Consider the following 22,783-nt stretch of genomic DNA (forward strand, 5'->3'; position numbering starts at 1 on the left):
CCATGGACTTTCCCACACTCGCCCGGCAATGCGCCCCGGACGTGCATATCAGCACGCTGAGTGCCGTAGTGCGGCATGAGTCTGGCTTTAATCCCCTGGCCATCGGAGTCAATTCCAAGCCGCACCGCAGCATCCGCCCGAAGTCCAAAGACGAGGCTGTTCAGGCAGTGCGTGACCTCATCGCCCGGGGTGTCGACTTCGACGTGGGCTATGGCCAGATCAACGTGCGCAACTGGAAGTGGCTTGGCGTCACACCGGAAAGCATCTTCGACCCCTGCGTCAACCTGGCATCTGCCCAACGCGTCCTCGTTGACTGCTACAAGCGAGCCGCGAAATTGCACGGCCCCGGGCAGAACGCCCTGTATGCGGCGTTCAGCTGCTACAACACGGGCAACCTGACATCAGGTTTCAGGAATGGGTATGTTGGAAAGGTCATTGCGAGCGCAGGCCTGGCGGTACCGGCCATCGTGAAAGAGGCAGGCGCAACCGCCAACGCCGACAAGCAGACACGTGGTTCGCCGCCAGCGAAGCCATCCAAGCCAGATGCATTCCAGACGCCCCGTGGAGATGCTTTCGGCACGCGGCGCGACGATGCATTCCAGACGCCCCGTGGAGATGCTCTCGGCACGCGGCGCAACGATGCATTCACGCCGCAGTCCGACGCGGTATTCGGGCGCCCAGTACCAACTACTCCCTCAGGCAGGCCTGCGCAGTAGCCGCGTACCTCTCAGCGGTGTTTAGCCGCTAAACCCAGCACCTTTTCATCTACGTCAACGAATGCCACCCCGCTGTTCGGCCGGGTGGCGCCACCCATTGGAGTTTCACATGTTCGTCGCTTCCAAATCCGCCAGCGTTCCCGCTCAGTCCAAGGCCTGGCGCACGTTCTGCGCCCTGGCGTATGCCACCCTTGCAGTGCTCATGTTGCTGCAGCCTGAGCTTGCTATGGCGCAGTTCGAGAAAGCCACCAGCACCGCGCAAGCCTTCAAAGATTGGCTGTGGATCATCATCCCGGTCGTGGGCCTCATTTCCGCCGGCATCATCGGCATCCTCTATTCCTTTGACGTGATTCGCAAGGAAACCGCGTATCAGTGGGCGGTCGGCATGATCTTCGCTGGCGCAATCGCCGGCGCAATCATTAAGCTGCTGTTCTGAACATGGCCACCTCGCCTAAGCAGAAGGCCAAAGCGCCCGCCCCAACGGCGCCAGCCGCGGTCGGATCACAGGTCCCGCCCAACCGCTTTCCTTTGTTCAAAGGGGCGACCCGCGTCGCGACCGTTCCGGGCGGTGTCCCCACCCGGGCATTTGCGGGCCTGGTCTTCTTGACCGCCACCGCCGCCTCGTTCATCCCCATCTGGGGCTGGCTTCTCTTTCCCATCCTCTACCCGATCATGGCCATTCTCAGCCGCAATGATGATCGGGCCTTCTGGATCTGGGAGCTTTGGGTAAAGACCAAGCTGTTTGCCAGAAACAAGGGATATTGGGGCGCGATTTCCCTTACGCCCACACCCTACAGCCGGCGGCGCCCCTGGGCCCGCTGGCTCGGAGTTCACGACCGATGACACAACAATCTATCGTGGCGCTGCCGGCGTATGAACCGCCGGTCAGCACGTATGTCCCCTACTCTCACCACGTCACGCCAACCATCATCGCAACCCGCGACTGGGAGTACCTCTCGGTATGGCGTATCGATGGGCGCACGTTCCAAGGCTACAGCGATGAGGAGCACTACCGCTGGATCGAGGAGCTGAACAACGTGTTCCGGGGGTTCCCGACCGGTTTCGGAATCTGGTCGCACTTGGTCCGGCGCAAGGTGTTCGAGTACCCCGAAAGCGAGTATCCGGATCAGTTCTCCCGCGATCACGATGCCGCTTATCGGAAGGTCTTCGCCGGCAAGCCGCCGATGATCAATGAGATGTACTTGACCGTGTTGACACGGGCGCAGATCGATCCCGCTCTGCGCTTGTTGTCAAATTTTGAAAAGCGCACGGCGCGCTCGGCGCTCGCATGGCAGAACCAGGCTATCGAGCAACTCGATGACGTCAACCGCAAGCTTCGCGGATCGCTTAAGCGCTATTCACCCGAGCTCTTGTCCATTGTCGAGCGCGGGTCGCCCCACGACATGGGCGGTGGCGGCGCTCCGCGCGGAAAGTCGCGGTTCTCAGAACCTGCAGAGTTTCTGAGCTTTCTGCTCAACGGCAAGATGCAACCGGTTCCGCTGGTGGACGCGCGCCTCTATAACTACCTGCCCACCAGCCGGCAATTCTTCTCCACGCACGGTGAACTCGCCGAGATGCGGGGGCCCGACTGGACCCGCCGCTATGTGATGTTGGAACTGCGCGAATACTCCAACAACACCAAGGCGGGCCACCTGAACTGCTTGCTCAATCTGCCGCACGAGTTTGTACTGTCCCAGTCCTTCGGCGCCATGTCGAAGGCAGAAGGGCTCAAGGCGCTATCGCGCCAGATCAAGTGGCTGGAGGATTCGGGTGACTATTCGGCGTCGCAGATCGCGGACTTGCACAAAGCGCGCGACGAGCTGGCCGCAGGCCGCTTCGTCATGGGCGACCACCACGCCACCATCCAGGTGTTCGGTGAGGACAACGAAAGCGCCCTCCGCGCAGCCGCCAATATCAGCGGCGCGCTGGCCGACGAGGAGATCATTGGAAAACTGTGTGACCGCGCTTCCCTGGCGGCATGGGCGGCGCAGCTCCCGGGAAACTGGAAGTGGCGCCCGCGTCCGGCGCCAATTACCTCGCTGAACTTCCTGAGCTTCGCCTCGATGCATAACTACCTCTTCGGAAAGCCGGCCGGCAATCCTTGGGGGCCGGCGGTCACGATGCTCAAGACGACGGGGGGCACGCCCTACTACTTGAATTTCCATGCTTCGCTGGAGGACGTGGACGAGACCGGCAAGCGCCGCCTCGGCAACACATCCATCATCGGGCAATCAGGTGCGGGCAAGACGGTCCTCTTGGGCCATCTGATCACCCAGGCCCGCAAGTTCAACTACACGGGCGTCGTTTTCGACAAGGATCGTGGTATGCAGGTGACCGTCATGGCGATGGGCGGTAAGTACTTTCCGCTCCGGCTTGGCGTCAAAACCGGCTGGAACTACCTGCAGTTGCCACCCGACGCATCAAACGTCGCTTTCATGGCCAGCATGACTCGGCAGTTGGGTGCAAGAGGCGACGAACCGCCCAGCAGTTCCGAACAGAAGCAGATCGCTGAGGCCATCGACCACCTCGTCACCCACATCGACCTGGAAAGCCGGTGCCTTTCCACCCTCGTGCAGTTCTTGCCTTCGGCGCCGGCGCCGGACGGCCAGCTCAGCCTGAAGGACCGTCTCAAGCGCTGGTGCGCGGGAAGCGAAAACGGCTGGTTGTTCGATAACCCGAAAGACGAGCTTGACCTGGCCGTCAATAACCTCTTTGGCTTTGACCTGACGGAGTTTCTCGAACAAGGGCCAATCCGGGATGCGGCAATCACGTACCTGCTCTATCGGACGGATCAGATGATGGACGGCCGGCGCATCGCCCTCTTCTTTGACGAAGTGCAGCACCCGTTGAAGGTGCCGTACTTCCAGGCATCGATGCAGGACGCAAGCCGCACGGTCCGTAAGAAGAACGGCGTGCTGGTCTTCGCCACCCAGGAGCCCGCTGCAATCTTGGAGAACCCCGTGGGACGCTCGCTGATTCAGCAATCCGCAACCGCCATGTTTCTCGAGAATCCCAAGGCGACCGCGGAGGAGTACGTCGAGGGATTCAAGCTGTCGCCTGCCGTGTTCAAGATGGTCAAGGAGCTGCCGCCCTTCAGCCGCCAGTTCGTTGTCAAGCAAAACGAGTCTGCCGTCACCGCCGAACTTGACCTCTCATCATGTCCCGAAGCGCTGCTGGTGTTCTCCGGATCCGAGGACCTGGCGGAAATAGCAGAAGGGGCAGTCGCCAAATATGGCGAAGACCCAGCCCTCTGGCTGCCCCACTACCTCAAGCTCGCCCAAGAGGCGACAAGGAGCTGAAAATGTCCCAGACGCACAACGTCAACCACCACCCGCGCCGCGCCTGGCGCATCCGGTTTACCACCGCCCTGGCTGTTGTCTTTCTTACCAACTCCCTGGCGCCCGTGCACGCGAGCGGCATCCCGGTAGTGGATGCGGCCAGCATCGCCGACCGGGCAATCAAGCACGTCGAGACGCTGGCCAAGTACGCCGAGCAGATCGAAGTCCTCAAGGGCCAGCTCGAAAGCCAGAAGCGCCAGCTGGAATCCCTCACTGGCACCCGAAACTTGGGGGACATCCTGAACAACCCAGCTATCCGCGAGGCGCTGCCGGCAGATGCCCGCGAAATCCTGCGCGCCTCCAACGGGGGCCTGGGGGGAATCTCGGACGCGGTGGAGCGCATCGAGCGCGAGGAACGGCTGACGGGCAACTACGAACAGGACAAGAAGAACCTGGACGCCCGCGCGGAAAAACTCGCAGTCCGCAGTCAGGCGATGATGGAGCAGACTCAGAAGGCGATGACGGCTCGCGTCAAGCAGGTGGACCAGTTGCAAGCCAAAATCAACCAGACTCAGGATCCGAAGGCGATCGCTGACCTGCAGGCCCGCCTGTTGGTCGAACAGGCGAACATTCAGGCCGATCAGACGCGGGCCGACATGCTCACCCGCCAGATCGAGGCCGAGCAAGCATTGATGGAGCAGCAAGCCCAGAAGCTCGCGGACAGCTCTTTCAGCCTGAACGCAATACGAGCACCACTTCCGGGAGTGCGGTAATGGCCACCACCGGGGTTAGCCTGGTCAGTCTCGGTGGAATCGCGAACTGGATTGATCAGTCGGTGACCACGATGCTGACAACCATCATCACGCCGATGGTCGCATCCGTTACCGCCAAGCTACTACCATTCGTCTCCGTCTGCCTTTCCATCTCGCTGGTATGGTATGGGTGGTTGATCTGCTCCGGAGCCATTCAAACACCGGTACTCCAAGCGTGTCGGCGAGTCTTCAACATCGCGATCATCGTGAGTATCGCAGGGGCAAACGGGCTGTATCAGAAGCAGATCGTCAGTGTCATGCTGGATCTGCCCACCTCCGTCGCTCAGCTGTTCACGGGCACCGTCAAAACCCCATCCGAGATGATGGACGATGCAGCGAACAACGGCGCAGAGATCGGCACCCGGTTGCAAGAGCGCGCACCAGGCGGCATCAAGAAGATCGCGCAGGCCTTCGTCTTTGTAGTTGTGTCGGTAATCATCACCATAATCTCCGCGGTCATGAGCGCCATAGGGATGCTGGTGCTGATCACGGTAAAAGTTGGGATGGGCTTAGTCGTCGTATTAGGGCCGTTTTGCATACTGGCTCTACTGTTCGATGTCACCAAGGACTTCTTTACCACTTGGCTACGTCAGGCCTTGTTTTACGCAATCTATGCTGGTCTTTTCATGGTGGTATTTATGTTCATCATGGGGATGTTCGGCATGTTGCAGCAAGGACTGATTGACCTTACAAAGGCAGACCAGATCAACATCTTTTCCATGCTCACCGCCATCGTCTTTTTTATGATGTGTTCGAAGTACATGCTTGAACAGGTCGCTACGGTCGCGGCGAAAATTACCGGCGGTGAAGGTGGAGGTATTTCGGTTCCCTTCCTGGGTAGGATCGGCTAACATTGATTTCATCCCACTGCAAGTCATCATCGCGTTTCACGTTTATATGTAGGAGCTCTGATGGCCCCGATCACGCCACTCGGCAAACCTCTTTCCCGTGCTCCACTCGTGAGCCAGGATGTCCCTTTATCTGCGCCCGTTCAAACCGGTACCGAACAACCGATTTCGGCGTTCCAGTGGGTCAGCTTGGCACGCGCCAGTTGGACGTGGATTCTGCGCCCGCTGTGGTACTTATGTTTCAAATGGCCAACGCAGCTGTTCATAGCGGGGACCGCGACCTCGACTCGCTCCGGTGACGCCGGACGTAAGCCTTGGCAGAAGAGACATTCGCAGCAGCAGCAAAATGAAATGACCCGCTCGATGGTCCGAAACATGAGCCAGGACCGCTAACGCGGCCGGAGCCTTATTGCAGTCTTGTCACAGGGCACAGCACTCGCTGTGCCCTTCTTATTGCGCTGCGCCTTAGCCAGCCGTCTCTGATTTAAATCCCCTTATCTCTTCGGAGAATCGATGAAGCACGCCACTTCGGCCGCGCTCGCCGCGGCTCGCCCGTTCACGCCCGTACGAAACGCGGCGCCCCTCCATCTCACTCGGCGATCGGAGGACCACCATGTCCTTTGAAGATCCCAAGCTCTCCCTGCAGCAAGAACTAGATCGCAATCGAAGCCTAGACAAGGACCTTCTAACCGAGTTCATTTCCTCCAGGGCCAAAGCTTGGCGTGTGGCCCTCGGCTTCTTTGTGCTCGCGATCCTAGCAGTGGGCGCTTTGGCAGCCCTCATGCTCAGCTACACGCCCCAGCCTCCATACGTTGTGCGCGTCAACGACGCGACCGGTGAGGTCGAGAATGTTTCGCAGGTCGGCGATGCACGAGAGGACTACGGCCCTCGGCTCGCACGGTACTTCGTCACTCAGTACGTGCTTTCCTGCGAAGGCTATGACTGGCGAACCCTGCAGAACATGTACGACCGATGCGGACTGTTCAGCTCGCCGGATGTGCAGAAGCAGTACCACTCGAAGTTCGAAGACGACCCCAGGACAGGCCGCGAGGCTTTGGACAAGAAGTACGGGGAGCACGTCCGCCTCGTCATCAATGTTCGGTCGATCACACCCGGCCCCAACCAGACCGCCACGGTCCGATTCACGAGAAGCGAGATAGGGCCCAACCGCTCGCCCAGCTCAGAGCAGTTCATTGCCACCCTCGCCTACCGGTTCGTCAACGCGCCGATGTCAGAAAGCGTAATCCGTGACAACCCCCTGGGCTTCCAAGTCATTTCCTACTCAACCGCTGTCGAAACGCTGAGGTAATCGTCATGCAAAAAGCACAAATCAACGAACTCGCCCGCCGCCTCGAAGAAGTGGGCCGCATGGACAACGCACAGCGCACTGCCCTGCTGCGCGACATCGAGCGCTACGCGAAGAGCGACCTGTACGGCGCCGCACGCTTGTGCAAGGACCATCTTCACAAGGATGCGAACCTGCGTCTGCCCACGGCTGTTATGGCCGCCGACCGCATCGGCAAACACTTCGAGGAGCGGATCCGCGAAGCGCGCCGACCGGTGGAACTGTACGGCGAGCAGGACCGGCAGATCCGCCAGCCGGAAGACGGACGCGAGTACAAGGGTCCGATCGTTGGGACGACTCCCAACTGCCTGATCCAGCGTGATAACGATACGGGAGACCTCATCGTCCACGCCCGTAACACGCTGAACCGGTCCTTCGAGATGACCGGCAAGGAAGATTCGCTCGCCATCAGCTATCCCTTCAAGGCGGTGGGCGGCGTAGGCCTGGTGCGTGAAGCAGACCACGACAAGCAGGCGGAGATGGGAATGGACCACCAACATACGCACCAGACGGCGCGCCAACGTGAAAGCAACCTCGAGATGGGACACGCCCGATGAATAACCGCTTCAGGCCTTTGGCCATGGCGGTGCTGTCAGTCGCGCTTTGCGCGGCTGCAACGCCGGCATGGTCGCTTGACCGTCCTGCAGCTTCGCCCAAGGATCAGCGCATCCGCTGGACGGACTATGACGCCGCCGACGTCATTCAGGTCGATACAACGCTGGGGGTTGCCACGCAGATCCAGCTGAACGACGACGAGGACTATGTGACGCACGCTTTCGGCGACTCGGCCGCGTATGACTTCCAGCAGATCGGCAAGCACCTCCTTCTCAAGCCCATCGTCGAGCAGGCGGACACCAACCTCCTTTACATCACGACCAAGCGCAACTACTCGTTCCTCCTGAAGTACGAAAAGGCCCGAAAGAGCGGAGGAGTATTTCGCGTGGTGCTGCGCTATCCCGAGCTCGAGCAGGCAAAGTCTGCGGCTCAGCAGGAGCGCGACCGCGTGCAGCGCGATCTGGCCACCGCCGAAGTCGCCATCAACTGGCAGGCCTACTCGATGAGCGGCGACACCAGCCTGGCGCCGACCGCCGCCTGGGATGACGGCGCGCAAACTTGGCTGCGTTTTGCTCCTGGCCAGGATCTGCCTGCGATCTATTTCGTGGATGCCGATGGACAGGAAGTGATCGTCAACCGTCATATGGAGGACGAGCAGACCGTGGTGCTCCATCGGGTCGCCAAGCGCTGGCACTTGCGCATCGGCAACCAGGTCTTGGCTGTTCACAACGACGGTCCGCCCGTTGCACGCAGCTTGGCCACGGGCACGGTCTCGCCACAAGTTGAGCGTGTCATTCGTGAGGAAGCTGCGCCATGAGATTATTCAAAAGGCGGAAAAAACCCGGTCAAACCATCGACGCCGTGGCCGAAATCGAGGAACACCAGGCGGAGATACAAGGCCGCGGCCGCCCGGACCTGTCGGGCACTGCCAAGCCCATGCAACAGGGCGCGAAGGCCTTCATGTTTCTGATGATCCTCATCGCATTGATGGCGATCGGCGTAACGGGATGGCGCGCGGCAAATGCACCGACTGCGGAGGAAGCGGCACCAGCGCTACAGGCGAAGATTGAAAATGTGCTTCCCGGTTTGAAGCTCCGGCCCGATCCTCCACCGCCACCTCCCGCCCCGCCAGAGCCTGCCCTTTCGGCACCCATCGTGCCCGGCCCGGAACGCTTGTCAGAGCAGAAGGGCACGCTCTCGAACCTGGCCGAAGCCGTCGCTGTTGACGCTGTCACGCAGCGGCGCTTGAGCAGCGGGCTGCGAAATGCCAAGCGAGAGGGGGACCAGTCCTCTGCCCAGCAGAATTCGTCCCAACCGCCGGCACGCGAGGCGGATAGCGGCCCCATGGCCAACAAGCTGACTCCCATGAAGCTCTCTGCATCTCGCGCGGGCCTGATCGGCGATAGAGACATGTTGATCACCCAGGGATCAATGATCGACTGCGTCCAGGAAACCAAGCTCGTCACGGCACAGGCCGGGATGCTCAGCTGCCATGCGCCGCAAGATGTCCGCTCAACCAGCGGCCGCGTGGTGCTGATCGACAAAGGAACGCGCTTTATCGGCTATCAGCAAGGGGTGCTGGCGCAAGGGCAGCCGCGTGTCGGCGTTGTATGGTCGCGGCTGGAAACGCCCAAGGGTGTGGTCATCCATCTGGACTCGCCTGGCACCGGCCCCTTGGGCGAGGCAGGCCTGGACGGGTTTATCGACACGCACTTCGCTGAGCGGTTCGGGGGAGCCATCATGGTTAGCCTGATCAGCGATCTGGGCACGTGGGCCACCTCACGTGGCAGCAGCGACAACGGCCAGGTGCAATTCAACACCACTGGCGACGCAGCCACCAACGCTGTGACCACGGTACTGGACAACACCATCAACATCCCGCCGACGCTCTACCGCAACCAGGGCGGCCGATTGGGAATCTATGTCGCTCGCGACCTGGACTTCGGCTCTGTCTACACCCTCCGCTCCGTCGCACGGTAGCAGCGCCGGGCACCGGCTCGGCCAACGCTGCCGGCGGGGACCGACTCCTCCCACTTCAACACCCGCCAAGCCCACCTGACCATTTGGTCGCGGTGGGTCGGCGGTCCTTGACTAGGCATCCCATGAAAGATTCCTCCAGCGCGCCGCCCGTCGACTCGGGCGGCCGCGACACCGCATTGCGTCAGATGATGCGCCCCATCTCTGGCTACATGGCTGACGACGCCGTGCGCGAGATCACCATCACCCGGCCAGGCGTGATCTTTACGCGCTCTCAAGGGCGATGGCACGAGCGCCACGATCCGAAGCTGACGTACAGCTTTCTGGAAGCGCTGGTGTCGGCCATGGCCAGCTACAACAACGTCAACTTCACGCCGATCATGTCGCTGCTGCTGCCGGACGGTGAGCGCGCACAGGTGGCCCAGCCGCCTGCAGTGATCGAGGGCACGCTCTCGATCAATATCCGCAAGCACAGTAGCGTCGTGAAAACCCTGGACGAGTTGGCCTCTGAGGGGGCCTTCGCCAACTGGGTAAATGTGAGCGGTCGGGTGGGGAACCTCGACAACCCGACCGACAGCGACAAGGAATTGTTCGACCTACTGGAAGCAAGGGATATGCTGCAGTTCCTTCGACGCGCAGTCCTTCAGTGCCGCAACATCATTGTCGCGGGCAAGACCGGCTCAGGAAAGACGACGTTCGCGCGCAGTCTCATCGACTGCGTTCCTTTCCACGAACGCCTCTTGACCGTCGAAGACGTGCACGAGCTCTTCCTGCCTAACCATCCCCATCGCGTGCACATGATCTACGGCAAAGGTGCGGGCCGAATGTCGGCCACAGAGTGCATCGAGGCCGCCATGCGCAGCTCGCCCGATCGGATCTTCCTGTCCGAGCTGCGCGGCCCCGAAGCGTGGGATTACCTGAACGCACTCAACACCGGCCATCCTGGCTCTGTTACGACCACGCACGCCAACAGCGCCCGCGACACGTTCGAGCGCGTCGCGCTACTGGTCAAGCAGTCCGCTGCGGGAAATCAGATGGATATCGAAACCATTCGGCGCTACCTGTTCTCGACACTGGATATCTCGCTGTTCTTCGCCGATTACAAGCTGGTCCAGGTCTATTTCAATCCCGCGCGAAAGATCTAGTGTCGTATTCATGAATCCTCGGGCGTCACATCGTGTCGCGGCGGCACAGTCCGCCACCTCGCTCGATTGCCCTTCCGCAAAGGCGTGCGCATCCGCGCCATATGGAGAAATCAATGTATTTCAGAAAATCCGATCTTTCTTTTCCGTGTCGCATCGCCGTATTCACGATCTGCTCCCTGTTCATCTTCCTCATTGGGACGGTGAGCGGTATGCCGATGTCAGACTTCGGCATACTCGCCGGTGTGTTCGCCGCTTTTACGATTTTCATTGCCGTGAGTACCGACCGTCGGCTGCAGGCACGTATCACGAAGCCCCAGCCATGGATCTGGGAGATCGCCGTGAATGACGTCCCTGTTGGCACGATCACAGATGGACAATACGCCGCGATCCTGCGCGGTGTCCTGCGAAATTGGCGCGTCGCAGCAGAGCAACTCTTGGCCTCCTTGAAATGGGCGGCAGTCCTGACTGGAAAGATGGTCCTCATTATTCCTTTGGTGCTCTTCTGGCTTCTGGCCGTCCTCGCCATCGCCTTCCCGGATGAGTCCATGCCTATCGTGCGGGAACTGTTTGTCGATTGGCAGGGACGCGCGTGGGGCAGCGTATCGCTGAAGAACGCTGTTGGCATCACCGGCATGCTGGCCTTCTTCTTGGCCTTCTTTTCCATGCCGGCGCGTTCGCTGTCTCGCTACGAGCAGGCCGTCGACCGCCGGCTACGCCTGTACTTCAATACGCCCGCCGACGGTGACGTGCAAGCTCTTCGATTGCCTGCGCCTTGGAAAGATTGGAAAGATGCAAACCCTACGTGAGAGCATGCGGAAGCTCTTCTACCGCCGGACACCAGTCGGCACTTTAAAAGGCTCGCTGCGGCCGGTCAGCGAAGCGGTAGAACTCGGAGTCATCGATCCGCGCATCGGGCGACTCGTGACTGCCTTCAATGTCAACGGCATCGTCTCATCAGTAAGCAGCTGCGAAGGCCATCGAGCGTGGCTCCTGCCCGCTCGCCACACGCCGTTCGTGATGTTCTCTACGGAAGTCTCGCGAGCGGCGAGGCTCGCAAGCCGAATCCTCCGGGATTACGAGCAAGCCTGCGAACTGCAGCACTACTGGACCGTCGAAGCCACGTTCAACGCTGACAGCGAGCTCGTCTTCTCCCTGAATTGCCCTGACCGTCGCTTCAATCGCCGCAGGCTTGACGCGGACATGGCGCTTCTCGCGGAATGGGCCAGAGAAAGCTTTCAGGTCAGCGGGGAGAGGCTCGCCGCTCCCCAACACAGCACAGACCAAGGATCGCAATAAATGGGTAGCCATATCACCACTTATATCGTGCCGCCGACGCTGCCGGGCGAGCAGTGGCAACCGAGCAACGGCACGGTTGGCCATTCGTTCGTCGAGCGTTACTGCGGCGACTGCGAACGCAACCGCGGCAATGATTGCGACATCCTGGCGCGCTCGTTCTGTGGCGAGGCCATCGAATGGCGCAGCACCGGCGAAGGGCAGTTCTGCATGGCGTACGCCCCGCTGGGAGAGCGCCTGCCGGAAGCGCCCTGCTCGAACACCAGCGCTCTGGATCTGGGCGAGCATGGGGAGGAGCAGAGCGATGGCAATCAGTAAGGCCCAACGCGCCCGCGTCTTCGCGATGTTCGACGGCAAATGCGCCTACTGTGGTCAGCCTCTGCCGGAGCGCTGGCACGTTGATCATCTTGAACCCGTGCAACGCGATCTCACGATGGTTCGCGGCGAGCGATCTTGGAAGCTTGTAAGCGGTGCTCCGCTTCGGCCTGAGCGGGATGTCCCCAGCAACTACATGCCCGCGTGCCCGCCCTGCAACATCGACAAGCATGCGATGAGCCTGGAAGCCTGGCGCGTAAAGCTCCAGCGCACCTGCAAGGTACTGACCGACAACTACCCGACTTATCGCCACGCGCTGCGCTTTGGTTTGGCCGTGGAAACGGGCGCGAAGATCGTCTTCCATTTCGAGCGCGTGAGCGGCACCGCTGCGCATTCCCATCTCCCGAAGTACAACAGCGGAGAGAGCTATGAGTGACGCAGCCGTGCTGGACCCGTGCTGCGGTGGCCGCATGATGTGGTTTGATCGGGCGGACCAGCGAGCGCTGTTTGGCGATATTCGCAGCGAAGAACACACACTATGCGATGGACGCGCGTTCAACATCACACCCGATCTGAACATGGACTTTCGGAATATCCCGTTCATGGACTGTACGTTCGGGCTCGTGGTGTTCGATCCGCCCCACCTGCGCCGCGCCGGCAAGGACTCCTGGTTGCGCGCCAAGTACGGAATCTTGGGCGACGACTGGCAGGAGGACCTTCGCCTAGGCCTGGCAGAGTGCTTTCGGGTGCTCAAGCCGGAAGGAGTTCTGATCTTCAAGTGGGCCGAGGTGCAGATCCCCGTTAGCCAGATCCTGGCCCTCACGCACCACAGGCCATTGTTTGGCCACAAGTCGGGCAAACGCGAGAAGACGCATTGGATGGCGTTCATGAAACCGTCCGCGCAGAATCCGTCCAAGGACGCTCATATCGAGCCGTGTCGAATTTGATCCCCGACCGCAGTGCCCGCGCTTTCACTTAATACACAGTAGGCAATAGCGTCGTTGCGGTCTGAAACGCCACCCTCGGCGCACGGCGCACCATCTTCTCCCTCTTCCCTAATTCCAGCGCACCCCGACCATCCGGGCCTGCGCCGCCGTCGGCCGACCTTTTCTAGCGTGCCGACGCCAATTCCACCCGGAGACTTCCATGACCCGAGCGAACCGCCAACGCGGCGCGCAGGAAGCACGCACCCGCATGGCCTACAAGATCATGCAAAGCGTCTTCGAGCGCTGCCGTGCCGAAGGCCTCAGCACAGAACAAACCCACCAGGCCATCAAGGACGCGTACCCGTGGGGTGAGCGCCGTGCCTGGCCCTACAAAGCGTGGCTGATGGCCCGCCGCGAGTTCTACGAAGCACACGGCCTGCCATTGCGCGCACGCCGCTCCATCGCTGAATCACTGGAGACGAACTCGTGATCAGCACGCTGTACGCGCAAGAATCTTTACCCGGCAAAAACTCAATGCAACGCAAGGGACGAACATGAGCGTCGAAGCAGCAAAATGGGCCAGAATGGCCAGCGTCCAGAAGTCCTCGTCCAAGATCGTATTGCTAAACCTGGCGCTGCTTGTTCGCTACGATGCCGAGCACTGGACTGTTTTCGCGTCGATCGACTATCTGGCCAAGGTTACACATCTGAACCGTAAGACGGTCATCGAAGCTCTTGGCCGGCTACGCGAGCTGGGCGCAATACAAGACACTGGGCGTCGTGCCGGCGACAATCGCAGCAGCATCATCTATCGCCTGTGCCCGAATGCGGTCCCCCTGATCGACCTTGCGTCCACCGGCGCCGTCGCCGGCGGCGAGTCACAGGCAGCGCAGCAGGACCTGGCGCTGCAGGACGGGTTCGAGGTTGATGATGGGAATGTGCCGCCGGCAGCTCGCGCCGGCGCCGGCGGGACGAATGCCAACCAAAGCCAGCCGTCAGAGCGGGAAGGATCCGCGGTCGAGGAATCGCTGTTTCTCCCCAAAGGTGACGCCCCGTCGCCGCACGAAGGCGTGACGGACGCGACGTTCCTTCCGGCGCCCGGATCAATCGATGCAACGGGTACTGCCGTCGGCGCGGCAGGTCAGCCAGCCTCTGATGCCGCACGGAACATGCCCACAAGCAAAGCAGCGAAGGGATCCAAGCGAAAGGCTCGACGCCGCCAGTCCGAAGCGCGCGCTGCCGGCGCCGGCCAGACCCGGCTTCCAGCGAGTTGGACCCTGCCGGAGCGGTGGCGAAGTTGGACGCAGGAGCAGCGGCCGCTTTGGACGCAGGAAAAGATCGACGCCATGGCCGCCACCTTCAGCGCGTACATGCGGTCCAGGCCCGGAGAACTGGGCATGTCGCCCGACTGGTTCGAGTCATGGCGGCTTTGGGTTTTCCGGGAGCGGGACGCCGGAAAGACGGCGGGCACGGCCTGGCAGAACAGTTGGACCGGCATCGTGGCCACGGGCAAGAAGCTCGGCTTGGAACAGGCCCCGAACGAACCGCCGCCCCATTTCAAGGCTCGCGTGTTCCAGGCCGCTGGGCTTGAGCCGTCCCATTAGAAGTTGTCCACAGCATGGCCCGGTATCGGGACTAGTCCCAATTTTGGGCCTAGCCCGAAAAGTGTTTTTGCCCGTCCCAATTTCTCCATTCGCCAGTACCGAAAACGGCTTTTTGCCAGTACCGAAAACGGTACCCAATAGGTATATATAGGTTTTATAGGTTTTAGAGAGAGTCGCGCGCGAGGCGCTGGCTCATCGCGAAGACCGATCCGCCTACCCTTCGGTCGCTGCGCTCCCTCCGCCCCGACGCCTTTGGCGCCGGCCTGAACCCCTAGGTTCAGTCCCCCTCCCCGCCGGCGCAATGCGCCGTCGGGCGGGGGAAAGACGTCCCCCCGGGGCGTTGCGGGCCGCTGGCCTCGCCCCGCCCTGAGCGCCCCGACCCGTCTGCCGAACTTGGCCAAAGCCGCGCCACCGCTGCTGACCTCCAGGGCCGCGCCAGCGTGCTCGCGCCATGGAAAGGTCCGTCCCCTTCCCGGCGGGCATCCCGCCGGGTGGGGATCGGCAGGCCCCACAAGCGCGGGGGCTGCTGCCCCCCTGGCCGGCCGCCTAGCGGCGTCCGCGCTTCCGACCCCCCGGGGAACCGCAACGGTTCCCCCGCGCCCGCCCACGGGCGCGGCTCCCCCTCCTCCAACCCAGGTTCTCCAGCAGGAGGGGCGCCACGGCTCACGTCAACTTAACCGCCCACCGGTGCCCAGCCGGGACCGCTACGCACCTTCACTTCACGAGGAAATCTCATGAAAATCTCTGATTGGAAATCCAAAGTCCAAGCGCTGTTTCGCCCGGCCCAGCCCGATCGCGCGGACGTTTCGAAAAGCCCGCGAGCTCTTTCCGCCGACGGGGAACGCAAGCCGGTCGAAATCTCAATCATCAGCACCGGCGAGCGATTCGTCCATGCCCCCTCGCTCGGGCCGGCCGCCGAGGCCCGCGACCTGTCAGCCGATCCTCATCGAGACGAACTGGAACGCGGCGCGGCGGAGGGAATCGAGCGCTGGGACGGAAGATCCGTCCGCGACATCGACACCGAACGCTTCTACGACTATCCGCATCTCGAGACGCACACGGCGCTGCAGACCAGTGTGCCTGTGGAGGCACGCGCCGAATTGTGGAATCCGGCACAGCAAGACCCGGCCTATCGGTCCAGCATCACTGTGCTCGCTATCGACCAGGTTGGTGAGGCGCTCGTCAAAGAGTACGTGGTCGACGATGCTCGCGACGCCGAAGGTTGGTCCTACTCCGTCATGTCCGCCGACCGAGCCGCCCAGCTCCTGCGGGATTACGGCGCGGCCGCAGATCTGAAGCTCGACATTGCAGATGACCTTTGGGAAGGCTCGCTTCCCGTGCAGCCCGCTGAGATTGGCGCGACCTATCGCGGCCAGCTCGTCTCGATCCGAGGCGATATCGCGTGCCAGATCGTTGGTGATGAAGTCGCAATTGAACACAGGATCGGCACGCTGGCAATTTCCGACCCCCAGCAATACGTGGGCAAGGAAGTGGAGATCAGCTACCCGTGCGGCAAGGTTGGCCTGGTGCGCCAGGTCGACACCCTCGCGCTCGAAGTGAACACGTTACAGAAGCTGGGCGTGGAGAAAACTTCGGGCGCCCTCGAACGCTAGACAAACCTGCCTAGCACCAGCAACGGTGAAGCTACTCACCATGGAAAAGAAACACTCATCACAGTCCGGCTTTCAACCTACCACTGTTCAGCGGCTGAACACACTCGCGGCCACGAGCCGAAAGGCCAAGCTTCGGGCATTGCTGCCGACCCTGGACGCGCTGCAACAACAGGGCGTTTCGTACAGCGAGATGGCAGAGGCTCTCGACAAGGAAGGGTACGCGCTGAAGGCCGAATCTGTTCGGAAGGCTCTTATTCGTTGGCGAAAGCGCCAAGTCGGCCCGCCATCCGCCAACCCAATCCCAACGACACCTACACCGAACCATGATTCCGGCGCCCCGTCGCGCTCCGCTCCTCCGGCGAACCCTGCGGTAACGCCAACGATCACGACCAAAGGCGACTTGGTACGACTTCGCACTGCTTCGGATCCCATTGACCTCAACGAACTGGCCGAAATCGGCCGAAGAAAATAGGCACTAACCATGAAAATCGCAACCGTCAACTATTCCGGCTCTGTCGGCAAAACCGTCACGACCAGCCACCTGCTGGCACCCCGCATTCCGGACGCCGAGATCATCGCCGTCGAGTCGACCAACGAGAGCGCAGCTGACCTGGGTCTCGCAGTTGAACAAATGCGCGGCGGCCAGTTCGGCCGGCTCTTTCGCAAGTTGCTGATGGCCGAAGCTGCCATCGTGGACGTCGGCGCCTCCAACATCGAGGACTTCCTGGCCGAGCTGGTGAAGTATGACCAGGCGCACCTCGAGATCGACTACTACGTCCTGCCCGTGGTCCCCTCGGGTAAGGCACAGCGGGAGACTATCAAGACCGTCCAGGTTCTCGCGCAGATGGGCGTGCCGGCTGACCGGGTGCGCGTGCTTTTCAATCGCGTCGATTCCGACGTCCGAGAGGAGTTCGCAGCCATCTTTGGCTACGCAAAGCAATCCGGCGATCTCCGCGCCAATCCTGAAGCGGCGATCTTCGAGAACGAAGTGTTCGATCTGCTGGCCAACAAGCGGACTACGATCAAGGAGATCCTCGCCGATCCGCGCGACTATCGCCAGGAGCTGCGCGAGGCTGACCGCGACGACGAGAGGCTCGTCAGCCATCTGAGCGACATGCACGCCCTGCAGTCGCTGGCGCGTCCGGTCGACCGCCAGTTGGACAAGGCGTTCGGCGCACTCTTCCTGTAGGAGGCTCCGTGACCGCCACACCTCCCGATGGCCCGGCCACTTCGTCCGTCATCCCCCGCAGCAGGATGGAGCTTCTGTACCGCGACATGCTGCAGGAGAGCGCGCAACTTGTAGGACTGATGGAACAGCTGACGGCACGCCAAGAGGCAATCTCCCAGGCGATGCATGCGCTGCCCTCCACCGTGCGCCAAGCGGGCCTGGAGGCGGCGGCAGATGCCGGCGGTCAAGCCGCCCGCTCGCTTCTTGAGGCAAGCCGGACCCTCGCCAAGTCGACGTCCGAAGCCCGTATCGCGACTCGCGTCGCAACCCGTGCGTTGCCCGCGACCGCGTGGCGGGCTGGTGTGCTGTGCGGGGTGTGCGCGCTCATTGGAAGCGGCATCGGCGCCGCACTCATGACGCTGGCTCTGCGCTAGCCCAAGCCGCAATCACGAAGGCGTCCTCAGACGCCTTCTTTCTATTTCCGAAAGGACTTTCATGGCACCCGACATACGCCGGCGAATCATCAAGTTCGCCCTACTCGTTTTCCCGCTTTGCGCCTGGCTCCTGACAGCCAAGGTTATCTCTGGCCTCCCCTTTGCCCACATAACCTGGACGGTCCTCTCACACTGGGTCGTTTCCACGCCGGACTACCCCTCCCTGATCGCGGCGCCCAGCATCGCCTTCGTCCTAGCGCTCGCGCTCTCCCTCACCCTCAAAAAGTACTCGACCAAGGATGGCTTTGACGGCGCGGGATACAAGAAGCACATTCGCGGGACCGAGGCGGTGCCCGTCAAGAAGCTGCAGAAGCTTTGCGCGGAGAATGGCCGCCAGCAGATCGATGTAGCGGGTGTCCCGATGCCGACGGGCATCGAGAATCTCCACATCCTTCTGAACGGAGCAACGGGCAGCGGCAAGTCGGTGTTATTGCGCAACCTGGTCTATTCCGCCCTGCGGCGCGGCGACCGCATGGTCGTAGTCGATCCGAACGGCGACCTTTACAGCAAGTTCGGGCGGGAAAGCGACGTTTTGCTCAACCCCTACGACCAGCGTACCGAGGGGTGGTCATTTTTCAACGAGGTGCGGGCGGAGTACGACTGGAAGCGCTTGGCGCTCTCCATTGTTCCCCTGGGGAAAGACGCGAACGCGGAAGAGTGGAACGGCTACGCCCGCCTCCTGCTGCGCGAGACGGCCCGTAAGCTCAACGAGCTGGGCACGCCGTCCATCGAGGAGCTCTTTCGTTGGACCACAATCGCCTCCGACAAGGATCTGCGGACCTTCCTGTCCGGCACGTTGGCAGAGTCCCTATTCGCCGGCTCCGCCGAGGCGAGCAAAGCCCTGACGAGCGCACGCTTTGTCCTCTCCAAGTATCTCGCGGAACACGTCACGATGCCTGCTGGACAGTTCAGTATCCGAGACTGGATGGAACGAGGCACCGGCAGTCTGTACATCACCTGGCGCGAAGACATGAAGGAGGCGATGAAGCCGCTTATCTCCGCCTTCGTTGACGTGTTCTGCTCGGCCCTGCTGTCGCTGCCAGAAGATCAGGCGCGGCGGTGGTGGCTTGTCATCGATGAGCTGGGTTCGATGGAGAAGATGGCCAGCCTGGAGGACTTCTTGACGAAGGGTCGCAAGAACGGGGGCCGGGCGCTCGCCGGCCTGCAATCGGTGTCCCAGATGGACGACATCTTCGGAGAGAAGATGTCCCAGACTCTACGGGCAAGCTTCCGCTCGCTGGTCGTGCTGGGCGGCTCCAAGACCGATTTTGAAACCGCTGAGGTCATGTCCAAGTCGCTCGGCGAACATGAGGTCGCGCGTCCGGAATACACCGATAGCCGAAATCCCGGCAAGACGCCCAACACGAGCGAACGCATGGTCCGCTCCACCGAACGCGTCGTCACCCCGGCGCAAGTGCAAACGCTGCCTGAACTTACCGGCTGGGTCGCCTTCGCCGGCAACCGGCCGATCTCGAAGTTTGTGCTCGAGCCGCGGACCTTCGCCATTCGCAATGCACCCTTTGTCGAAGCAAGGCGCGGCGGCGCTCGAAGCATGACCAGCGCGTCCGCCGGCGGCCCCCAACCCTGGTCGCAAGTCGATCTACCCGAGGATCCGACACTCGCAGCGTAAGCGCATCACACCAGGTCGCCGGCGCCGCCGGCGGCCACTCGCATGGAGCATCCGATGATTTCGCTCAAGACCATCCACCGCAGCGCCGCCAACAAGGCGTCGCACTACTACGCGGATCAAAAGGACGATTACTACAGCCGAGACGGCACCGCCGCGCAATGGCAGGGAAAGGCTGCGGAAGCTCTTGGCCTCACGGGCAACATCCGGCAGGACGAGTTCCTTCGTGCTCTGCGTGGAGATTTTGGCCCTGACGTGACGTTGTCCCGCTCGGTACGACTAGATGCGCAGGCCCGCGCTGCGTTGGACATGACGTTCTCCCCGCCAAAAAGCGTGAGCATTCAGGCGCTGGCTGGAAGAGACTCTTCGGTCATAGAAGCTCATGACCAGGCAGTCACTAAAGCGCTCGAATTCCTTGAACAGGAGCTTCTACGCGCTCGGCAGACCGCGAATGGAATCACTACGAGCGAGCGCACCGGCAACGCCGCCATTGCGAAATTTCGGCATGAGACGGCAAGGCCAACGGAGGGCGCCTACTCCGATCCTCAATTGCACACGCATGCGCTGCTATTGAATATCACGCGACGCGCCGACGGAACGTGGACGGCAATCTCGAACGACGAAATCTACCGTCTGAAGTCAATGACGGAGGCCGTGTATCACGCCGAGCTGGCGACCGGTCTCGAGAAAGCAGGCCACCAGCTGCGCTACGAGCGCAAATCGTTCGAGCTTGCTCATATTTCCCGCGCCCAGGTCGAAGGCTTTTCGAAGCGCTCTCAGGACATCAATGCTGAGCTGGCCGCCATGGGTGAAACCCGGGGTACGGCTAGCCGGGCGCTAAAGCAGACCATCGCTTTGAAGACACGCATGAACAAGGCTCCGGAGATTACGCGCGAAGAGCTTCAGAAGGACTGGGAACGCCAGGCCGTTGATCTTGCGGTCGATCTGAGCAACGCGGGGCGCCCGCGAGGGAAGGAACGCGATGTCTCCGAGGGAATGGGAGCCGAATCTGGAAGCCAGCCCGCATCCGGTGAACGGCCCGCCCTCACACCAGAGGCCGCCGGCCTTATTGCAGACGAATGCTTGAGATGGGCGATCAAGCACCACACCGAACGCGAGTCGGTGATGGAGGGCAAGGAAATGTTAGAAACGGCGCTGCGCCGCGCGCACGGGACCGGCGTCACGTTGAACGACCTCAAGGCCGCGGTACGACGCTCCTTAGGAAAAGGTCACCTAATTCTCGGCACGCTGCAGTATCGCGACGTCAAGAAGCACAGCGGACCAGCCAGATCGAAGACGGCTATGGTCCAGGAGCTTGTCGATGGTGGCATGTCTAAAAAGCGTGCCGAAGAAAGCGTGCGCAGATCGATCGCTCGCGGCGAGGTCATTCCCATTGGCGCGCAGTACACCACGCAGTCTGCTCGCGAGCGGGAGAAGCGAATCTTGCAGATCGAGCGCGAGGGCCGCGATCAGGTGGCCCCAATCCTCGAAGTCGAAGCTGCTCAGGCAGCACTGTCAGGCAAGCGGCTCAAACCTGGCCAGTTGGCTTCAGCGTCTCTAATCCTGAGCACGGCGCACCGCTTCGTAGGGGTCCAAGGTTTGGCGGGAACAGGGAAGTCTCACATGCTCGCACAAGTGAAGGAAGTGGCCGAGGCCGAGGGCTATACCGTGCAGGCCGTAGCCTCGTATGGGAAGCAGATCGAGGCTTTGCGAGAACTCAACATGGAAGCCCGGACCGTCGCCTCGGTGTTGGAAGCACGGCAACAAGAGCGCTTCAAGCTTGATGACAAGACTGTGCTTGTTATCGACGAGGCAGGCGTGATCCCCGCTCGGATTATGGAAAGACTGATGAAAATGGCTGAGGCCGATGGTGCCCGCGTTGTGATGTTGGGAGATACCGGGCAGACGAAGGCAATCGAGGCGGGCCGGCCGTTCCATCAGTTGCAGGTTGCCGGGATGGAAACCGCGCTCATGGGCGACATCATTCGTCAGAAATCGCCGGAACTGAAAGAGGCTGTAGAACTGGCCGCTACAGGAAGGGCCTCAGCTTCGTTGGGAGTCCTGAGCAACAAGCTGAAAGCGGTCCATACCATCAATGACGATGACGAGCGATACGGGACCATCGCTGATCGATATGCTGCACTCAGTGCTGACGAGCGACACGAGACGCTGATCGTGACAGGTACGAACAAATCACGCAACGCCCTGAACGAAGCGGTTCACCAAGCCATTGGTCTGGGCGGGCGCGGTTTCGAGTTCAACCTTCTCACGAGGCGTGACACCACTCAGGCCGAGCGGCGTGTGGCGTCGTATTACTTCGTTGATGACGTCATTCAACCAGAGCGCGACTACAAGTCCGGCAACTTGCGTGAAGGTGAGATGTACCGAGTCATCGGTACGGCGCCAGAGCGGCCCCGTGATTTGGTGGTCGAGCACGTCGTAACCAAAGAGCGAACCCAATTCAACCCGGCGCGAGCTGCGAAGCTCTCCGTATACCAGCCAGTCGAAGCCGAGCTAGCTGCAGGAGATCTGGTTCGTGTCACTCGCAACAATGCCAAGCTCGACCTGGTGAACGGTGGCCGCTTCAGAGTGTCGGCCGTTACACCGACGACCGTCACCATCGAGGGCGGCGGTCGGCGGGTGACGTTGGATGCAGGATCACCTTTGCACCTTGATCGCGCCTATGCGGCGACAAGCCACAGCGCCCAAGGGCTGACATGTGATCGCGCTTTCATCAATGGCGAGAGCTTTAGCCGAACGACGCAGCGAGACGTCTATTACGTTGCGATCTCGCGCGCACGTCATGAAACGGAGGTTTTTACGAACGACGCTGGCCGACTTGCCAAAGCTGTTGATCGCCTGGAGGAAAAGACTGCGGCTCTCGATATCGGAATTGAACCCGCCCGTGCGTGGCAAGCGCAAAAGAATCCCGTCAACATGGAACTCGACCCTTGAAAAGCCCACGATTCAATGGTGTGCAACCACCGTTCGTCACACGCAAAAGTCACGGGGTGTTGTGTATTCCCGAAACTCCCGTCACGGAAGCGGCCCCCCTGATATCTGAACA

24 protein-coding genes are annotated in these 22,783 nt (G+C 61.3%); all 24 read left to right on the forward strand.

Features of this window, described 5'->3' with window-relative positions:
* Positions 1 to 2: 2 nt before the first annotated feature.
* Positions 3 to 716 carry a lytic transglycosylase domain-containing protein gene (locus FBY20_RS06860; protein WP_142050966.1) on the forward strand — a complete coding sequence of 238 codons (714 nt, stop codon included), beginning with the start codon at positions 3 to 5 and terminating at the stop codon, positions 714 to 716.
* A 109-nt stretch (positions 717 to 825) separates the two neighbouring features.
* Complete coding sequence (locus FBY20_RS06865; protein ID WP_142050969.1) at positions 826 to 1,152, forward strand: TrbC/VirB2 family protein; 327 nt, start codon at positions 826 to 828, stop codon at positions 1,150 to 1,152.
* 2 nt (positions 1,153 to 1,154) lie between these two features.
* A complete protein-coding gene (locus tag FBY20_RS06870; protein ID WP_142050972.1) occupies positions 1,155 to 1,559 on the forward strand; it encodes a type IV secretion system protein VirB3 in 405 nt (134 codons plus the stop codon).
* Positions 1,556 to 4,015: a VirB4 family type IV secretion/conjugal transfer ATPase gene (locus FBY20_RS06875; protein WP_142050975.1), complete on the forward strand. Its 2,460-nt coding sequence runs from the start codon at positions 1,556 to 1,558 to the stop codon at positions 4,013 to 4,015. The genes FBY20_RS06870 and FBY20_RS06875 overlap by 4 nt, the downstream gene beginning before the upstream one ends.
* Positions 4,016 to 4,017: 2 nt before the next feature.
* A complete protein-coding gene (gene virB5, locus FBY20_RS06880) occupies positions 4,018 to 4,767 on the forward strand; it encodes a P-type DNA transfer protein VirB5 (protein WP_142050978.1) in 750 nt (249 codons plus the stop codon).
* Positions 4,767 to 5,657: a type IV secretion system protein gene (locus FBY20_RS06885; protein WP_142050981.1), complete on the forward strand. Its 891-nt coding sequence runs from the start codon at positions 4,767 to 4,769 to the stop codon at positions 5,655 to 5,657. Before virB5 ends, FBY20_RS06885 begins: the two co-directional genes overlap by 1 nt.
* Before the next feature lie 610 nt (positions 5,658 to 6,267).
* The gene (locus FBY20_RS06890; RefSeq protein ID WP_142050984.1) at positions 6,268 to 6,963 is read left to right on the forward strand and encodes a virB8 family protein; all 696 of its coding nucleotides are present in this window, start codon (positions 6,268 to 6,270) and stop codon (positions 6,961 to 6,963) included.
* Positions 6,964 to 6,968: 5 nt separating this feature from the next.
* Entirely contained in the window at positions 6,969 to 7,556 is a 588-nt protein-coding gene (locus tag FBY20_RS06895; protein ID WP_142050987.1) for a hypothetical protein, read from the forward strand.
* Positions 7,553 to 8,371 (forward strand): TrbG/VirB9 family P-type conjugative transfer protein, encoded by an 819-nt coding sequence (locus tag FBY20_RS06900; RefSeq protein ID WP_142050990.1) that lies wholly within the window; start codon positions 7,553 to 7,555, stop codon positions 8,369 to 8,371. Before FBY20_RS06895 ends, FBY20_RS06900 begins: the two co-directional genes overlap by 4 nt.
* The gene (gene virB10 / locus FBY20_RS06905) at positions 8,368 to 9,534 is read left to right on the forward strand and encodes a type IV secretion system protein VirB10 (RefSeq protein ID WP_142050993.1); all 1,167 of its coding nucleotides are present in this window, start codon (positions 8,368 to 8,370) and stop codon (positions 9,532 to 9,534) included. Before FBY20_RS06900 ends, virB10 begins: the two co-directional genes overlap by 4 nt.
* A 122-nt stretch (positions 9,535 to 9,656) precedes the next feature.
* Positions 9,657 to 10,676, forward strand: a complete 1,020-nt coding sequence (gene virB11 / locus FBY20_RS06910) for a P-type DNA transfer ATPase VirB11 (RefSeq protein WP_142050996.1) — start codon at positions 9,657 to 9,659, stop codon at positions 10,674 to 10,676.
* Between the two features lie 113 nt (positions 10,677 to 10,789).
* The gene (locus FBY20_RS06915) at positions 10,790 to 11,482 is read left to right on the forward strand and encodes a hypothetical protein (protein ID WP_142050999.1); all 693 of its coding nucleotides are present in this window, start codon (positions 10,790 to 10,792) and stop codon (positions 11,480 to 11,482) included.
* On the forward strand, positions 11,466 to 11,972 hold the full coding sequence (locus FBY20_RS06920) for a hypothetical protein (protein WP_142051002.1): 507 nt from the start codon (positions 11,466 to 11,468) through the stop codon (positions 11,970 to 11,972). Before FBY20_RS06915 ends, FBY20_RS06920 begins: the two co-directional genes overlap by 17 nt.
* Positions 11,973 to 12,287, forward strand: a complete 315-nt coding sequence (locus FBY20_RS06925; protein WP_142051005.1) for a hypothetical protein — start codon at positions 11,973 to 11,975, stop codon at positions 12,285 to 12,287.
* Positions 12,274 to 12,720, forward strand: a complete 447-nt coding sequence (locus FBY20_RS06930; RefSeq protein ID WP_142051008.1) for an HNH endonuclease — start codon at positions 12,274 to 12,276, stop codon at positions 12,718 to 12,720. Before FBY20_RS06925 ends, FBY20_RS06930 begins: the two co-directional genes overlap by 14 nt.
* A complete protein-coding gene (locus tag FBY20_RS06935) occupies positions 12,713 to 13,231 on the forward strand; it encodes a class I SAM-dependent methyltransferase (protein ID WP_142051011.1) in 519 nt (172 codons plus the stop codon). Before FBY20_RS06930 ends, FBY20_RS06935 begins: the two co-directional genes overlap by 8 nt.
* 199 nt (positions 13,232 to 13,430) lie before the next feature.
* The gene (locus FBY20_RS06940; protein WP_142051014.1) at positions 13,431 to 13,700 is read left to right on the forward strand and encodes a hypothetical protein; all 270 of its coding nucleotides are present in this window, start codon (positions 13,431 to 13,433) and stop codon (positions 13,698 to 13,700) included.
* A gap of 64 nt (positions 13,701 to 13,764) precedes the next feature.
* Positions 13,765 to 14,814: a helix-turn-helix domain-containing protein gene (locus FBY20_RS06945; RefSeq protein ID WP_142051017.1), complete on the forward strand. Its 1,050-nt coding sequence runs from the start codon at positions 13,765 to 13,767 to the stop codon at positions 14,812 to 14,814.
* Between the two features lie 734 nt (positions 14,815 to 15,548).
* Positions 15,549 to 16,427 carry a hypothetical protein gene (locus tag FBY20_RS06950; protein WP_142051019.1) on the forward strand — a complete coding sequence of 293 codons (879 nt, stop codon included), beginning with the start codon at positions 15,549 to 15,551 and terminating at the stop codon, positions 16,425 to 16,427.
* 40 nt (positions 16,428 to 16,467) lie between these two features.
* Positions 16,468 to 16,899, forward strand: a complete 432-nt coding sequence (locus tag FBY20_RS06955) for a hypothetical protein (protein ID WP_142051022.1) — start codon at positions 16,468 to 16,470, stop codon at positions 16,897 to 16,899.
* A gap of 9 nt (positions 16,900 to 16,908) precedes the next feature.
* Positions 16,909 to 17,616 (forward strand): StbB family protein, encoded by a 708-nt coding sequence (stbB, locus tag FBY20_RS06960; RefSeq protein WP_142051025.1) that lies wholly within the window; start codon positions 16,909 to 16,911, stop codon positions 17,614 to 17,616.
* A gap of 8 nt (positions 17,617 to 17,624) precedes the next feature.
* Positions 17,625 to 18,029 (forward strand): hypothetical protein, encoded by a 405-nt coding sequence (locus tag FBY20_RS06965; RefSeq protein ID WP_142051028.1) that lies wholly within the window; start codon positions 17,625 to 17,627, stop codon positions 18,027 to 18,029.
* Positions 18,030 to 18,090: 61 nt separating this feature from the next.
* Positions 18,091 to 19,719, forward strand: coding sequence for a type IV secretion system DNA-binding domain-containing protein (locus tag FBY20_RS06970; RefSeq protein WP_142051031.1), 1,629 nt, complete (start codon positions 18,091 to 18,093; stop codon positions 19,717 to 19,719).
* A gap of 54 nt (positions 19,720 to 19,773) precedes the next feature.
* Positions 19,774 to 22,671, forward strand: a complete 2,898-nt coding sequence (gene mobF, locus FBY20_RS06975) for a MobF family relaxase (protein ID WP_142051034.1) — start codon at positions 19,774 to 19,776, stop codon at positions 22,669 to 22,671.
* Positions 22,672 to 22,783: the final 112 nt, after the last annotated feature.

The organism is Achromobacter sp. SLBN-14 (assembly GCF_006715415.1).
GTDB lineage: Bacteria > Pseudomonadota > Gammaproteobacteria > Burkholderiales > Burkholderiaceae_B > Achromobacter > Achromobacter mucicolens.